Annotated in this window: 14 protein-coding genes; 8 read left to right on the top strand and 6 right to left on the bottom strand. The window is 58.8% G+C overall.

Annotation, left to right across the window (positions count from 1 at the left end; translation table 11 throughout):
* Positions 1–105: 105 nt before the first annotated feature.
* Both ABMC88_RS04240 and arsB read left to right on the top strand, forming a co-directional pair.
* Entirely contained in the window at positions 106–438 is a 333-nt protein-coding gene (locus tag ABMC88_RS04240; RefSeq protein WP_349575598.1) for an ArsR/SmtB family transcription factor, read from the top strand.
* Between the two features lie 10 nt (positions 439–448).
* Complete coding sequence (gene arsB / locus ABMC88_RS04235; RefSeq protein WP_349575597.1) at positions 449–1,516, top strand: ACR3 family arsenite efflux transporter; 1,068 nt, start codon at positions 449–451, stop codon at positions 1,514–1,516.
* 228 nt (positions 1,517–1,744) lie between these two features.
* Here the strand turns inward: arsB and ABMC88_RS04230 are convergent, their stop codons facing one another.
* Both ABMC88_RS04230 and ABMC88_RS04225 read right to left on the bottom strand, forming a co-directional pair.
* Positions 1,745–3,091, bottom strand: coding sequence for an aspartate aminotransferase family protein (locus ABMC88_RS04230; protein ID WP_349575596.1), 1,347 nt, complete (start codon positions 3,089–3,091; stop codon positions 1,745–1,747).
* Positions 3,088–3,897: an IclR family transcriptional regulator gene (locus ABMC88_RS04225; protein WP_349575595.1), complete on the bottom strand. Its 810-nt coding sequence runs from the start codon at positions 3,895–3,897 to the stop codon at positions 3,088–3,090. Before ABMC88_RS04225 ends, ABMC88_RS04230 begins: the two co-directional genes overlap by 4 nt.
* A 113-nt stretch (positions 3,898–4,010) precedes the next feature.
* Between ABMC88_RS04225 and ABMC88_RS04220 the strand changes: the two genes are divergently transcribed.
* The 6 genes from ABMC88_RS04220 (at position 4,011) to ABMC88_RS04195 (ending at position 12,149) form a co-directional block, all read left to right on the top strand.
* Positions 4,011–4,955 carry a tripartite tricarboxylate transporter substrate binding protein gene (locus ABMC88_RS04220; protein ID WP_349575594.1) on the top strand — a complete coding sequence of 315 codons (945 nt, stop codon included), beginning with the start codon at positions 4,011–4,013 and terminating at the stop codon, positions 4,953–4,955.
* 72 nt (positions 4,956–5,027) lie between these two features.
* Positions 5,028–5,567 (top strand): tripartite tricarboxylate transporter TctB family protein, encoded by a 540-nt coding sequence (locus ABMC88_RS04215; RefSeq protein WP_349575593.1) that lies wholly within the window; start codon positions 5,028–5,030, stop codon positions 5,565–5,567.
* Between the two features lie 15 nt (positions 5,568–5,582).
* Positions 5,583–7,100: a tripartite tricarboxylate transporter permease gene (locus tag ABMC88_RS04210; RefSeq protein WP_349575592.1), complete on the top strand. Its 1,518-nt coding sequence runs from the start codon at positions 5,583–5,585 to the stop codon at positions 7,098–7,100.
* Positions 7,101–7,105: 5 nt separating this feature from the next.
* A complete protein-coding gene (locus ABMC88_RS04205) occupies positions 7,106–8,590 on the top strand; it encodes an aldehyde dehydrogenase (RefSeq protein WP_349575591.1) in 1,485 nt (494 codons plus the stop codon).
* A complete protein-coding gene (locus ABMC88_RS04200) occupies positions 8,587–9,819 on the top strand; it encodes a Tm-1-like ATP-binding domain-containing protein (RefSeq protein ID WP_349575590.1) in 1,233 nt (410 codons plus the stop codon). Before ABMC88_RS04205 ends, ABMC88_RS04200 begins: the two co-directional genes overlap by 4 nt.
* Before the next feature lie 284 nt (positions 9,820–10,103).
* Positions 10,104–12,149, top strand: a complete 2,046-nt coding sequence (locus ABMC88_RS04195) for an oxidoreductase (protein ID WP_349576127.1) — start codon at positions 10,104–10,106, stop codon at positions 12,147–12,149.
* A gap of 223 nt (positions 12,150–12,372) precedes the next feature.
* On the opposite strand, the gene ABMC88_RS04190 is transcribed toward ABMC88_RS04195, so the two are convergent.
* The 4 genes from ABMC88_RS04190 to ABMC88_RS04175 form a co-directional block, all read right to left on the bottom strand.
* Entirely contained in the window at positions 12,373–12,516 is a 144-nt protein-coding gene (locus ABMC88_RS04190) for a hypothetical protein (protein WP_349575589.1), read from the bottom strand.
* The gene (locus ABMC88_RS04185) at positions 12,509–13,204 is read right to left on the bottom strand and encodes an NAD(P)-dependent oxidoreductase (RefSeq protein WP_349575588.1); all 696 of its coding nucleotides are present in this window, start codon (positions 13,202–13,204) and stop codon (positions 12,509–12,511) included. The genes ABMC88_RS04190 and ABMC88_RS04185 overlap by 8 nt, the downstream gene beginning before the upstream one ends.
* Complete coding sequence (locus ABMC88_RS04180) at positions 13,134–14,021, bottom strand: VOC family protein (protein WP_349575587.1); 888 nt, start codon at positions 14,019–14,021, stop codon at positions 13,134–13,136. Before ABMC88_RS04180 ends, ABMC88_RS04185 begins: the two co-directional genes overlap by 71 nt.
* Before the next feature lie 63 nt (positions 14,022–14,084).
* A complete protein-coding gene (locus ABMC88_RS04175) occupies positions 14,085–14,513 on the bottom strand; it encodes a DoxX family protein (protein ID WP_349575586.1) in 429 nt (142 codons plus the stop codon).
* Between the last annotated feature and the right edge of the window lie 49 nt (positions 14,514–14,562).

Genomic DNA, 14,562 nt, shown 5'->3' with positions numbered 1-14,562 from the left:
GGGAATGGATCATGTGCTGACTGGCCGATGCGCAACAGCGGGTGTGGCTGCGTGGTTCCGCATCATTATTTGACGCCACATCCATAAATCAATAATTCCCGATATATGGAAAAGACAGATGCCCTCGATGCTTTCGCAGCCCTTGGCCAGTCAACGCGCCTTGATGTGTTCCGTCTGCTTGTAAAAGCAGGCGAGGCAGGCATGTTGGCGGGTGACATCAGCACGGCGCTGGATGTGCGGCAAAACACGATGTCGGCCAACCTGTCGGTCCTGTCGCGTGCGGGCCTGATCCGCAGCGGCAGGGAGGGGCGCAGCATCCGCTACTTTGCAGACATGGACGGAATGCGCGGCCTTCTGGCCTTTCTGATGGAGGATTGTTGCGGCGGCAATCCCGACCTGTGCCAACCCGTCATCAATGAGCTCGCCTGCCCCTGTTAGGATACCCACTATGACCGACACTCCAAACGCCGCTGCCGCTGGCTTGGGCACATTCGAGCGCTGGCTTTCCGTGTGGGTAGCGCTGGCCATCGGGGCAGGATTGCTGTTGGGCAACCTGTTTCCCGGCCTCTTTGCGGCCCTTGCCGCGATGGAGGTCGCCTCTGTCAACCTGCCGGTGGCTGTGCTGATCTGGGCCATGGTCTATCCCATGATGGTGGGCGTCGATTTCAGCGCATTGCGCAAGGTGGGGGACAGGCCAAAGGGGCTGGTCGTGACACTGGTGGTGAACTGGCTGATCAAGCCTTTCACCATGGCCGCCTTGGGCGTGCTGTTTTTCGAATATGTATTTGCTGGCCTTATCCCGCCCGAGGATGCCCAAGCCTATCTGGCGGGTGTGATCCTGCTCGGTGCTGCGCCCTGTACGGCGATGGTGTTCGTGTGGTCCAATCTGACCCGAGGCGACGCGACCTACACGCTGGTTCAGGTGAGCGTGAATGACGTCATCATGGTTTTTGCTTTTGCGCCGATCGTCGCCATGCTGCTGGGCGTGACGGATATCGTTGTGCCATGGGATACGCTGCTGCTGTCCGTGGGTCTGTATGTCATGCTGCCATTGCTTGCGGGCTATCTAACACGCGGGCGGCTGGTAACAACGGGTGGCGAAGCGGCCGTTGATGCCTTCAAATCCCGCGTTCAGCCGTTTTCGATCTTCGGGTTGCTGATGACGGTTGTGCTGCTGTTCGGCTTTCAGGGCGAGGTTATTCTGGACCGCCCGCTGGTCATCGCGCTGATTGCTGTGCCGCTGGTCATCCAGTCCTACGGCATCTTCTTTGTGGCCTACGGCTGGGCGCGTGCATGGGGTATCCCGTTCAATGTCGCCGCCCCCTGCGCCCTGATCGGCACTTCCAATTTCTTCGAGCTGGCCGTGGCGGTCGCCATCAGCCTGTTCGGGCTTGGATCGGGTGCCGCTCTTGCCACTGTGGTCGGCGTGTTGGTTGAAGTGCCGGTGATGCTGTCTCTTGTTGCTTTCGCCAACCGCACACAACACTGGTTCCCGAACGAAGGCAGTGCGCCATAAGCACGGCCATTCATCACGCCGAACACGGTGACAAAAGAAAATGGCGCGCTGTTGATCAATGCGCGTCGGATTCACGCTGGCTGATGCGGCTTTCGCATGCCCGCTTTGCCCGCAGCGCCGAGCGTTCCGTTGATGGTTCAGGCAAATGGATGGACGGCCCGCGCGGCAGGGCGGGACCGTCCAAGGTGCGTCACATGGCACCGTAATCTTGTGCCATTCGGCAACGGATCAAACGGCTGATAGACCCGCATCGAGCGCCGAGAGGATCGTGTTCGCCTCTGCCTCGCTCAGGATCAGGGGCGGCGACAAGATCAGGTTCGGGCCAGAGACGCGCACCATTGCACCGTTCTGATAAGTGACCTCTTGAACCGTGCCTGCAGACCCGCCGTCGATGGGTTTCTTAGTTGCACGGTCGCTGACCATCTCAATCGCGGTCATAAGCCCGTGCCCGCCGCGCACATCGCCGATGATGTCGTGTTTCGCCATCAGCGCCTTGCAGCCTTCGTGCAGTTGCGTGCCACGCGCAGCAGCATTTTCGATGACGTTCAGACGTTTTGTTTCTGCCAGACAGGCCAAGGCGGCAGCGGCCCCAACGGGGTGGCCGGAATAGGTGTAGCCATGCCCGATCTTGGCTGCGGGGTTTCCCTCGAACACCTCGATCATGCGGTCCCCGAGCATGACCGCCCCGAACGGGAAGTACCCGTTTGTAATCGCCTTGGCCGTAGCCATCATATCGGGCTGGATCCCCCAAAGCCGCGCACCGGACCACGCGCCTGTGCGGCCAAAGGCGGTGATGACCTCGTCGGTGATCAAAAGGATACCGTTGCGGTTACAGATGTCCTGCACCATTGGCGCAAAGGATTTATGCGGTGGAATAACCCCACCCGCACCAAGGATCGGCTCCATTATCATCGCGGCAATGGTGCCTGCCCCTTGGAATGCGATCTCGTCCTCCAACGCCTGCACGCATAGATGCGCCAGCTTTTCGGGGTCGGTCTCGTTGAACGGGTTGCGATAGGTATAGGGCGCGGGAATATGGAAACAGCCGGGCAAGAGCGGCTCATACGCGGTGCGGAAATTCGCGTTACCGTTCACAGAAGCGCCACCCATGTGGGTGCCGTGATAGCCCTTTTTCAGGCTCAGGAATTTTGTTCGGCCCGGCTCCCCCTTCAGCTTGTGGTACTGGCGGGCAAGGCGCAGCGCCGTCTCGACGGAATCCGACCCGCCAGAGGTAAAGAAGGCGCGGCTCATACCATCGGGCGCGAAAAACCGGCTCAGCTCGTAGGACAGCTCAATCGCTGCGTCGTTGGATGTGCCGCGGAAGGTTGAATAATACGGAAGCTGATCCAGCTGCGCGGCAATGGCTTCCTTCACAGGTTTGCAGGAATAGCCCAAGTTCACGTTCCACAGCCCGCCAACACCGTCCACAACCGAATGGCCATCAATGTCCGTGATGTTCACCCCTTCGGACCCCGTGATGATTTTTGGCGGCTGGTCGATTGTATCTTTGGGCGATGTCATCGGGTGCCACATCAAGCGGCCGTTATGTTCCTTGAGGAAGTTTGAATCTTTCATGATGTGGTTTCCAGTTCTTGTTGCTGTGCCATGGAAGTTGCCCATGCATGTTCGACTGCGGCAGGAACAACCCCACCCCAATTTCTAGAGATGTCGCGGCTTGCCGTGATGAGTTCGGACTTGATGAGCGTCTCAAGCGCGGGCGTAAAGCGCGAGGCGACACTGGCCACAGACACAGCCCCGCAAAAGCCCCCCGTTTGGTCAAAAACCGGCGCAGATAGGCTATGAATCTCGGATTCAAAGCGCCCGTCCGACCGCGCAAAACCGCTGTGGCGGGTATCTTCAACGATCGCTTGCAGCGCCTGCGGCGTTGAGGGCGTTTTGTCCGTATAACTGTTGAGGGTTTCACATGCTGCGTCGAACAGACCATCAGGCCCGAACGCGAGCGCACAATACCCCGATGCCGTGGCGTGCAGGGGGAACGTCGTAATGTCGATGATCGCCCGCGTGCTGTGTTTCAGGGATTCGAACGACAGCAAAGCGAACAGGTTTGCGCCCGACAAAACAGAAACATGCGCCGTTTCGCCTGTTTTATCAGCAAGCATCCGTGTTGCCTCCCGCGCCCCTGTCTCGCGGGGAACGGTTGCCTCTCTCATGCGGCCAAGCTGCAGAAGGGTCGGCCCAAGGCGGTAATGCTTGGTGTTTGCGTTTTGCTCGACAAATCCTGCGGCTTCCAGGACTTGCAGGTGCCGGTATGTCGTCGCCTTGTCGCGTTTTGCCAGCTTGCACATCTGGGACAGGCCGATTTCAGGCCGCGCTGTCGAGAACAGCGATAACAGATCAAGCGCTTTGGAAGCTGATGACATTGGGCGCGCACCTCTCTTCGTTTCGAGAAAAAATTTGACACAGGAAAAAAGAAGCGGCAAGCTATTTTTCATAACAATGGTTCAATATATGAACCGATTACGGGGAGAACGCAATGTCCAACTTTATGAAATCAGTCACCGCAATGGCGCTTGCGCTGGCCGCGGCCGCAGGGTCTGCGCAGGCGGAATATCCGGAAAAACCGGTCGAGTTTGTTGTGCCGTGGCCTCCCGGTGATCTTGAGGATGTGCTGACCCGAATGATCGCCGAGGATTTCTCGGAGACTTACGGCGTGCCGACGGCTGTTGTGAACAAGCCCGGCGGCGGCGGCGGCCCCTTCCCCGGTGCGATCGAGGTCGCTAACGCGCCCGCTGACGGCTATACCATCGGGTCTTTCATCATCGCGATCCCCGTTGTGGGGCCACAGTTGGGTATTCCCGAACTGAACCCCGATCCCTTTGTGCCGCTTGGCAATTTCCTGACCTATCCGTTTGTGATCGCCGTTGCAGGCGACGCGCCTTACGATGATATGGCGGGCCTTGCGGCACATGCGCAGGAAAACGATGTGGTACTTGGTCACTTTGGCGCGCCTCTGGTGCCGACACAGGTTACGATGGGCCTCGCGTCTGAACTGGGATTTTCCTATGCATCGGACGCTGCGTTTGACGCGCTGGATTGTAACACGCTGGCCTCTGGCGATGTTGATGTGATCAACACGACGCTTCAGTTGATCCTGCCATGTCTGGATGATGTAAAGGTCCTCGCGTCTATCGGCGGCGAGCGTATCAGCCTCACGCCTGACACGCCGACGGTTGCGGAACTGGCGCCCGATCTGAACGTCTCTTTGTGGAACGGTTTGTTCGTTCACGCCGACACCCCGCAGGACGTTCAGGACAAGATCATCGCCGTCGCCGAAAAGACGATGATGTCCGAACGTGCGCAGGCGCTGGCCGCCGAGACAGGTGCGTTGGTCTACTGGCAGCCTGCGGATGAGGTGGCCAGCCAGATCAAGGCAGACATCAAAACGATGGGCGCGATCGAAGCGATGCTGGCAAACTAAACCAACTGCAAAGACCCGTCGGGTGGCCAATCGCGCTGCCCGACCCTGCACCGCCCATCAACGGACACCCACATGTCGCGCGTGAAGACCCTTCAGCACTTGTTCAAACGCTATCGCCGCCCCGGCGACATTGTGTTTGCGTGGTTTGCGTTTCTGGTTTCAGTGTTTTTGCTGTCGCAGATCATGGACCAGACAGCGTGGAAGGCGGGGAACAAGCTGTTTGCGCAGCCACGGTTCTGGCCTGCCGTCTCATTGGGGGGCATGGCGTTCTTTGCAGGTCTTCACCTTCTCGGCTCGGCCTGTTCAGAGCGTATTCACGGGCGGTGGAAAGAAGTCTGGCTGTGGATTTGTGCGTTGGAATATGCGGTGTGGTTTATCGCCTACGCCAGCGCGGTGCCCTATGCGGGCTACCTTCTAAGCACAATTGTCTTTGCCGTCGCACTGACCTTGCGCGCAGGCTATCGCAGCCCGCGCATCGTGCTGTCTGCCGCTTTGGCCGCTGTAGTTATTGTAGTCCTGTTCAAGACCTTGTTGCAGGTGAACCTCCCCTCTGGTCTGATCTATGAGCACCTGCCGGGCGGGGTGCGGCAGATCATGCTGACCTATTTTTGATCGGACGTCACGCGCATGGAAAATATCTTTCTTGGCCTTGAACTGCTCGCCCGCTGGGACGTGATGGTGGCCTTGTTTGTCGGCTCGATCGGCGGCGTCATTATCGGCGCGATCCCCGGTGTTGGCCCTGCGGTGGCCATTGCAATCTTGCTGCCTGCGACCTTCTCGCTTGATCCGATTGTCGGGCTGACCATGCTATTGGGGATATACGGGTCGTCGATGTACGGCGGCGCGATCCCTGCGGTACTGATCAACACGCCCGGCACAGCGGTCAATGCGCTGACCTCTTATGACGGCTACCCGATGACCGAAAACGGCGAGGCGCACCGCGCCGTATCGCTGGCCTATTCCGCGTCTTTCTGGGGCGGAATTTTCGGCATCGGTTGCTTGATCCTGTTGTCGCCCGTGCTGGCGCTGATCGCTCCGATGTTTGGTAGCCGCGAGGTTTTCCTTGCGGCGCTCCTTGGGATTATTCTTGTTGTGCTGGCCCATAGGGGCCAGATTTTTGCCGCCGGTCTTCTTGCGATGTTCGGTATCTTTTTGCAGACGGTCGGTTTGGATGCGGTCACCTATACACAGCGCTATACCTTCGGGCAGTCGTTCCTGAGCTCGGGGGTGAACCTGATCGTTGTCGTGCTGGGCCTATTCGCCCTGAGCCAAGCGTTTTTCCTGCTGACGGCCCCCGATAGCAGCCCCGAAGCAAAGCCGGTGACGGGTAAAATGAGCGCAGGTTTCAAGGAGCTGCTAAAGCACAAACGCGTGGCCACGGTCGCGTCGGGCTTTGGCGTGATCCTTGGTATGATCCCGGGCACGGGCGAATTCACCGCCCAGTTTATGAGCTATACCTACGCGCAGAAAACGTCAAAAGACCCTGACGCATTCGGCAAAGGCAGCCCCGAAGGCCTCATCGCATCTGAGGCCGCAAACAACGCAGTGCCCGCCGCCGCGATGATCCCGCTGTTGGCACTGGGCATTCCCGGTGAGGCGCTGACAGCGATGATGCTGTCGGTCTTTTATGTCCACAACGTCATCCCTGGCCCGCAGTTGTTTCAGAACAATATTGATCTTGTTTACGGGCTCTATTTCGCGCTGATCGCGTTGAATGTGATCGTGATGGTGTTCTTGCTGTTCTCGACCAATATGCTGACCAAAATCATCCGCGTCCCGACGCGGCTGTTGGGGGTCATGATCCTGCTGCTGTCGTTCGTCGGGGTCTATTCGCTGCGCAACTCGTTGACGGACTGCATGATCGCGGCAGGCTTTGGCGTGTTCGGGCTGGTTCTGAAACGCCTGAACCTACCCATCGTGCCGATCATTCTGGGCATGGTTCTGGGCGGGATAATGGAGGTAAAGCTCCGCTCGGCCTTGCCGCGCCTCAAAACGCCCTTCGACATGATCGACCGCCCCATCGCCTTTATCCTTTTTGTAATTATCGTGACCGTATTGGCCCTGCACATACGCACACTGTTGAAAGAATACCGTGCGCATCAGCCGCAAGAAGATCACGATCTCCACGACAGCCAGACACGGTAGGACCCATGGACCAGACAAAGATTGACGCGCTGCGTGCGCAGCCTGTTGCCCCTTTTGCACATTTGATCGACGGCAAACATGTACCGGCCAGTGATGGTGGCACGATGGATGTTATCTCGCCCATCGACGGTCGGGTTTTGACCACCACCGCACGGGGCACGGTGGCCGACATGGAGGCTGCGATTGCAGCAGCGCGCGCCGCGTTCGAGGACGGACGCTGGGCGGGGCAGCCCCCTGCTGCGCGCAAAAAGGTCCTGATGAAATGGGCGAACTTGATAGAGGTCCACGCGCTGGAGCTTGCGGTGTTGGGCGTGCGCGACAACGGCACCGAGATCAGCATGGCCATCAAGGCCGAGCCCGCGTCAGCAGCGGCGACGATCCGCTATTACGCCGAAGCACTGGACAAGGTTTATGGTGAAGTCGCCCCGACACCATCGGACGTACTGGGCCTGATCCACAAGGAACCCGTGGGCGTTGTCGGCGCGATCATCCCGTGGAACTTCCCGCTGATGATTGGCGCATGGAAACTTGGCCCCGCGCTGGCGATGGGGAACTCGGTTGTCCTGAAACCATCCGAGACCGCGTCCCTGTCGCTGATGCGGATGGCGGACCTTGCGCTTGAGGCAGGATTGCCCGCAGGCGTGTTGAACGCGGTCACGGGGGAAGGCAAAGTTGTGGGCGAAGCGCTTGGCCTGTCCATGGATGTCGATGTCTTGGTGTTCACAGGATCAGGCACCACAGGTCGGCGGCTGATGGAATACGCCGCGCGGTCCAATATGAAACGCGTGTATCTAGAGCTTGGCGGTAAATCCCCGAATATCGTCTTCGCGGATGCGCCCGATCTGGATCAGGCAGCAAAGATCGCCGCCGCAGGAATTTTTCGCAATGCAGGTCAGGTCTGTGTCGCGGGATCGCGTCTTTTGGTCGAGGCTGCGATCCACGATGATTTCGTTGCAGCCGTTATCTCGGCGACCGAGGCCATGCGCGTCGGCAATCCGTTGCAGATGGACATGCACATCGGGGCGATCAACTCGGATGTGCAATTGCAGGCCAACCTTGGCTTTGTTGAAACGGCCAAGGCCGAAGGCGGGCAGGTCGTCACGGGTGGCGAGCGTATTTTGCAAGATACCGGCGGCTATTACATGGCCCCCACGATTGTGACAGGCGTGGGGCCAGACGCGACATTGACCCAGAAAGAAGTCTTTGGCCCTGTGCTTGGCGTGACGTCATTTACCTCTGACGAAGAAGCCATAAAGATCGCAAACGCCACAGTTTACGGATTGGCGGGCGGTGTGTGGACATCCAACCTGTCGCGTGCGCACCGTATGGTGCGCGGGGTGCGCACGGGAGTCATGCATGTGAACACCTATGGCGGCGCTGATGGGACTGTCCCTTTGGGCGGTGTCGGGCAATCGGGCAATGGCGCGGATAAGTCGCTGCATGCTTTGGAGAAATACATCAATCTGAAAACAGCGTGGATCAAGCTATGACAGACAAAACCATCCTTGTGATCGGCACCTATGACACCAAAGATGACGAGCTGTCGTTTCTGGCGGGTGTTATCCGCGATCAGGGCGGCCGCGTTGTCACGATGGATGTGTCGGTGCTGGGCGATCCGTCACAGCCGTGCGACTATTCCAAACACGATGTCGCGGCTAAGGGCGGAAGCACGATCCAAGCGGCCATCGACAGTGGTGATGAAAACCACGCGATGCAGATCATGGCCAAAGGGGCCAGCCTGCTGGCGGCGCGGCTGTTTGCTGAAAAGGTATTCGACGGCATGATCGTGCTGGGCGGCACCATGGGCACCGACCTTGCGCTGGATGTGGCGTCGGCGCTGCCGTTGGGTGTGCCGAAATATATCGTGTCCACGGTGTCCTTTTCGCCGCTTATTCCCGCCGACCGTTTGGCCGCTGATACGCAGATGATCCTTTGGGCTGGTGGGCTATACGGGCTGAACTCTGTGTGCAAAGCATCGCTGTCACAAGCGGCTGGCGCGGTACTGGGGGCTGCGCGTGCTGTGCAAATGCCTGACCCCGACAGACCCTTGATCGGGATGACATCCCTTGGGACATCCGCGCTCAAATACGTTGTGCCATTGAAACCCGCCCTGGAGGCGCGTGGCTTCGAAGTTGCGGTTTTCCACGCCACGGGCATGGGTGGCCGTGCGTTCGAGAGCTTGGCAGCACAAGGTGCCTTTGCCTGCACATTCGACTTTTGCACGCAGGAATTAGGCAATCATACGCATGGATCGAACATCTCGGCGGGTCCGGACCGCCTGACCAATGCGGGCGCAAACGGCACCCCGCAGATCGTCGCGCCGGGCTGTTACGATCTGGTGGATGTCGTCGGTTGGAAGCCCATCGATGACAAATGGGCGCACCACATGCAACATGCACACAACCGCCTGCTAACGTCGATCGTTTTGAACGCGGAAGATTGCAAAGAGGTCGCGCGCGCGCATTCACGACAGCTTGCCTCAGCAAACGGACCCGTTGCGATGATCCTCCCCGAACACGGGCTTGGTGAATGGGACCGCGAGGGGGCCGATCTGCACAATGCCAACGGGCTGGCCGCGTTTCTGGCAGAGCTGGAGGCGACCTTGCCAGACACCGTAGACGTCCAGCGGATCCCCTGTCACATCAATGATGCGCGATTTGCCGCGAAAGCGTTGCAAATATTCGACAACTGGTGCGCAGACGGAACGATAGCGCGGTAACGGCCAGACGGGTGTGTTGCCAACACCGAAAGGCGGCGTGAACCCCACCAAACTAGATCGTGGTCTGACCGCAGAACTGTCCCCATTAATACCATCAGACACCAAATTCTGATCAGCGACATCAAGCCATCGGTCGTTGCAACCGCGCTGGCGGGAAGGCGGTAGCGCCATAGCCGCGGCACAGAAGACTTGACAGGTGTGTCAATTTTCGCAAGCATCACTCCTGACACATGTGTCAGGACGCATCGAAGTCCAAGGCGCAATTCTGAATGGGAGAATATCAAATGACCAAAGACCCGCTGCTGCAACCCTATCAGTTGAAACATCTCACATTGAAAAACCGCATCATGACGACCAGTCATGAACCCGCCTACCCTGAAGACGGGATGCCCAAAGACCGCTATCGCGCCTATCATGAAGAGCGTGCAAAAGCGGGCGTTGCGCTGGCGATGACGGCGGGATCGGCGGCAGTGTCAAAGGACAGCCCGCCCGTTTTCAACAACATCCTCGCCTATCGGGACGAGGTCGTGCCGTGGATCCAGAACCTCACCGATGGCTGCCATGAGCATGGCTGCGCCGTGATGATCCAGTTGACGCATTTGGGGCGGCGCACGACGTGGAACAAGGGCAATTGGTTGCCCTCTGTCTCATCTAGCAAACACCGCGAGCCAGCCCACCGCGCCTTTCCCAAGCTGATCGAGGATTGGGACATCGAGCGTATCATCTCGGACTTCGCCGACGCCGCCGAGCGGATGAAAGCAGGCGGCATGGATGGCATTGAGTTGCAGGTCTACGGCCACCTTCTGGATCAATTCTGGTCGCCCCTGACCAATGATCTGGTGGGGCCATACGGTGCGGACACTTTGGAAAACCGGATGCGGTTTCCGCTGGATGTACTGGCCGAGATCCGCAAACGTGTGGGCGATGAATTTATCGTCGGGTTCCGCTATACGGCGGACGAGGCGCAAAAGGGCGGGATCACTGCCGAGGACGGGCTGAAAATTTCCAAGACGCTTGCCGACACGGGCCAGCTTGATTTTCTCAATGTGGTGCGGGGGCGCATCCACACGGATCCCGCCATGACCGATCTGATTCCGATCCAGGGCATGAAGAACGCGCCGCATCTGGACTTTGCGGGGCACGTCAAGAAACTGACCGGCATGCCTACGTTCCACGCGGCGAAGATTCCCGATGTCGCCACCGCACGACACGCGGTTGAGGCAGGCCTGCTTGATATGGTGGGCATGACCCGCGCCCATATGGCCGACCCGCATATTGTCAAAAAGATCATGGAAGGGCGCGAGGATGATATCCGCCCCTGTGTTGGCGCGACCTACTGCCTTGACCGCATCTATGAGGCAGGCGACGCGCTGTGCATTCACAACGCGGCCACGGGGCGTGAATTGACCATGCCGCATACGATCAAACCCGCCGCGACAAAACGCAAAGTTGTGGTCGTCGGCGCGGGTCCTGCCGGGCTGGAGGCGGCGCGGGTCGCAGCCGAACGCGGCCACGGCGTCACCGTGTTCGAGGCCCAGCCAGACCCCGGTGGCCAAGTGCGCCTGACAGCACAAAGCCCGCGCCGCCGCGAGATGATTTCGATCATCGAGTGGCGGATGGCGCAATGCGCCGCACGGGATGTGGCATTTCATTTCAACACATGGGCCGAGGTTGATGACGTGACCGCCTTGAACCCCGATGTTGTCATCATCGCCACAGGCGGCATGCCAAACACAGAACTATTTGAGAGCGGCAAGGATGCGGCCCATGTAGTGACCTCGTGGGATATAATTGCAGGGGATGTGAAGCCCGCACAAAACATTCTGATTTACGATGAGGCGGGCGATCACGCGGGGTTGCAGGCCGCCGATATCGCGGCGGCTGCGGGTGCCACGGTCGAAGTGATGACCCCTGACCGCACTTTTGCACCGGGCGTTATGGCGATGAATCTGGTGCCCTATATGCGCACGCTGCAAGACAAGGATGTGACATTCACGGTCACGCACAGGTTGCTTGACGTAGCGCGCAACGGCAATGCGCTCTGCGCTACAATCGGCACGGATTACAGCGACATGACAAAGCAGAAAGACTATGATCAGGTCGTGGTGAACTACGGCACCTTGCCGCTGGATGCGCTTTACTTCGACCTGAAACCGCTCAGCTCGAACGGGGGTGCGGTGGATCATGATGCGTTGATCGAAGGCACACCACAGACGTTGCAGCGCAATGGAAACGGACGCTTTCAGCTGTTCCGCATCGGGGATGCTGTCTCGGCGCGGAACACACATGCTGCAATTTATGACGCCCTGCGGTTGGTCAAGGATTTGTAGGTCTTTGCCATTGTAACAGCGTAAAAGCGAAACACCCGACCAAAGGACTTGGATTGATTTCTGCTAACCCTGTGTGGTTTGCCGCCCTACCCAAGGGACGCAACTATGAGCGGCGTGAGATAGGGGCTGGTAAGGTCACAAAATCGCGTCAGAGTATGCCACGGCCTTTTCCTACTCAGCGTGATCCGATCCAACCACCCTACCCCGTCGCGGCGGATAAAGGTCATCTCTGCGAGATCATCGGCGTCTTACCGTAAAGGTCTGTGCGGTCCAGTGCATCAATCAGCCACTGCGCCACGGAGGCACGTGAGATTTGCATCGCGGGTTTGGGGGGACTGGCGCCGTTCACCACATAGCTTTCAATCACCGGCGCCGTTCCGTCCCTTTTTGCCCAACATCATGGCGCGGCCGACTGTCCAATCGAGGCCAGACGCGGCCAGCGCGCTCTTGACCATTGCGTGATCGCGATAGGCATGGCCCAAATTGGACCACGCGATCAGCTTCTGCATCAAGAACGGCGCGGTGTCATAGCTTTCGCCCCCCCCCGCGGCCCCTAGTGTCACGATGCGGCGCTGGCCTTGATCGTGCATCGTGGCGGTGGTGAGATCGGTGATGTCTTGCAGCAGATTGTCGCGGTTCATGGGCTTGGCAAAGGGTGAATCCGACGCCCGCGCATTGTTCAGCGTGCTGATCACCGCGTTGCAGCCCTGCATTGCCTTGACCACGTCATCGCCGTTTTCAGGTGTTCCCTTGATAAGCGTCAGATTGGCGTGGGTCTGCGATATTGCAAACGGGTCGCGGACCAAGGCACGCACGCTGTGCCCTGCGGTCAGGGCCTGCTCCATCACTATAGTTCCCGTGCGGCCAGAGCCGCCATAAAGGAGGATTGAACAGCCATTGCGCCCAGATGGCCGCAAAAATGACCCAGTGCAAAACAATCTGCGCGGGCTGGTAGGAGGTAGGTACGGGGGACATTTCAGGCTCCTATTTGCTGGTGCGCACTGTAACGGCGACCCCTGCGGGATCGATCCCGCGCAGGGCGTCTGCGTCTTCATGCAGGTGGGGTGATGCAGAGACATCTGCGTGGGAGATCAGCTCATAATGCACCAAGCCAGCCATGTTTTCGGGGCGCGGCTGCTGATGTGGGCCAGCCCAGACATTCATCGCCAAACGGTGCGTATCGGGTTGGCCCGCCCTCATATCGGCAAAGCCCCAATCGTTCAGCGTGAGGTGGCGTTCAAACCCCAAAGTCTCGAACCAATCCAACGCAGGTTCAAGTGCGGCCACCTTGAAGTGCAAATGCGCAATGTAGCTGTCATTGGCCAGTGGGGCCATCGGGTCTTGGCCTGCGGCAAAAACACGTTCCGCGCTAGGATCCAATGGTCCGCGACCACTGTGCGCGTTGCCGTCAACATCATACAGTCTTAGCCCTTGGGCCAGGTCGCCAAAATGGGAAAACCGATCCGGCGTTTCATAGGTGATCTCTATTTCCAGACCATCAGGGTCTTGGATATAAAGCGACTTTGCCATCAGGTGATCCGTTGGAGCGACCTGCACATTCAAGTGGATCAGGCGGGTGAGAATCCGCGAAAACTCGACCTGACTGCCGACGCCAATCGCGACATGATACATACCCGTGTAGGGCGCCGCGACAGGCGTTTCGGCGCCAGCATGCAGAATAATCAAGGTTCTGTCTTTCGTGCCAAGTGCGGTGCCGGGTGACTGGCTGTCACGCTCGACAAGTCCCAAGGCAGTCGTCCAGAATATAACCGCACGTTCCAGGTCGGTGACCTGCAGCTCGACAATGCTCCAGCACAGACGGTCAGTCGGCGTCGCATGGCGCGTGTCGTTAGGGGGGGAAACAGTCTGCATAAAACCAGCCCTTCGTGGAAAAGCGCGCTCCGGCGGGAGGAACCGGAGCGCGGGCTCTATGGATTAGACGCGGGGAGCGATTGGCGCCTTGCGCGCGCGGCCCCACACCACCAGAGCGGCCAGTGCAAACAAAACGGCGTTGACCGGGACGACTTCGAATTCACCACGGAAAATGTGAACACCAGCGGCCAGAACCATAACGACACACAGGCCAGCGGCGGCCAGCCTTGTCAGATCGGGCATGATGCGGGTTGCGGCTGGCAAAATCAGACCAAGCGCGCCTGCGACCTCGGCGATGCCAATGAATTTGATCAACAAGAAGGGCGCGTTCTCGGCCCAGCCCATGCCCATCGCCACCAATTCAGCCGACCCCGACATCAGCTTTGTCGTGCCTGCCATTATGAACATCGCAGCCAAGATAACTTGGGCGAGCCAAAGGCCGATGTTCCAACCCTTGCTGGCAATTGCTGGATTTGTATCAAAAGTTGTCATGTCGCTATCTTTCTTAAAGCTGCTGTTGCAGCGTTTGATGATAGGACCG

Origin of the sequence: Sulfitobacter aquimarinus (genome assembly GCF_040149565.1) — a bacterium.
GTDB lineage: Bacteria > Pseudomonadota > Alphaproteobacteria > Rhodobacterales > Rhodobacteraceae > Sulfitobacter > Sulfitobacter aquimarinus.
Note: the sequence above shows the minus strand (reverse complement) of the source record. Positions and strands in the feature narration are given on the sequence as shown.

Excerpts from the sequence above, each read along its gene's own strand:
- ABMC88_RS04180 (WP_349575587.1), bottom strand. The coding sequence starts at position 14,021 with ATGCAGACTGTTTCCCCCCCTAACGACACGCGCCATGCGACGCCGACT.
- ABMC88_RS04215 (WP_349575593.1), top strand. The coding sequence starts at position 5,028 with ATGTCGCGCGTGAAGACCCTTCAGCACTTGTTCAAACGCTATCGCCGC.
- ABMC88_RS04205 (WP_349575591.1), top strand. The coding sequence starts at position 7,106 with ATGGACCAGACAAAGATTGACGCGCTGCGTGCGCAGCCTGTTGCCCCT.
- ABMC88_RS04175 (WP_349575586.1), bottom strand. The coding sequence starts at position 14,513 with ATGACAACTTTTGATACAAATCCAGCAATTGCCAGCAAGGGTTGGAAC.
- ABMC88_RS04240 (WP_349575598.1), top strand. The coding sequence starts at position 106 with ATGGAAAAGACAGATGCCCTCGATGCTTTCGCAGCCCTTGGCCAGTCA.
- ABMC88_RS04225 (WP_349575595.1), bottom strand. The coding sequence starts at position 3,897 with ATGTCATCAGCTTCCAAAGCGCTTGATCTGTTATCGCTGTTCTCGACA.
- ABMC88_RS04195 (WP_349576127.1), top strand. The coding sequence starts at position 10,104 with ATGACCAAAGACCCGCTGCTGCAACCCTATCAGTTGAAACATCTCACA.
- arsB (WP_349575597.1), top strand. The coding sequence starts at position 449 with ATGACCGACACTCCAAACGCCGCTGCCGCTGGCTTGGGCACATTCGAG.
- ABMC88_RS04210 (WP_349575592.1), top strand. The coding sequence starts at position 5,583 with ATGGAAAATATCTTTCTTGGCCTTGAACTGCTCGCCCGCTGGGACGTG.
- ABMC88_RS04220 (WP_349575594.1), top strand. The coding sequence starts at position 4,011 with ATGTCCAACTTTATGAAATCAGTCACCGCAATGGCGCTTGCGCTGGCC.
- ABMC88_RS04185 (WP_349575588.1), bottom strand. The coding sequence starts at position 13,204 with ATGAAGACGCAGACGCCCTGCGCGGGATCGATCCCGCAGGGGTCGCCG.
- ABMC88_RS04200 (WP_349575590.1), top strand. The coding sequence starts at position 8,587 with ATGACAGACAAAACCATCCTTGTGATCGGCACCTATGACACCAAAGAT.
- ABMC88_RS04230 (WP_349575596.1), bottom strand. The coding sequence starts at position 3,091 with ATGAAAGATTCAAACTTCCTCAAGGAACATAACGGCCGCTTGATGTGG.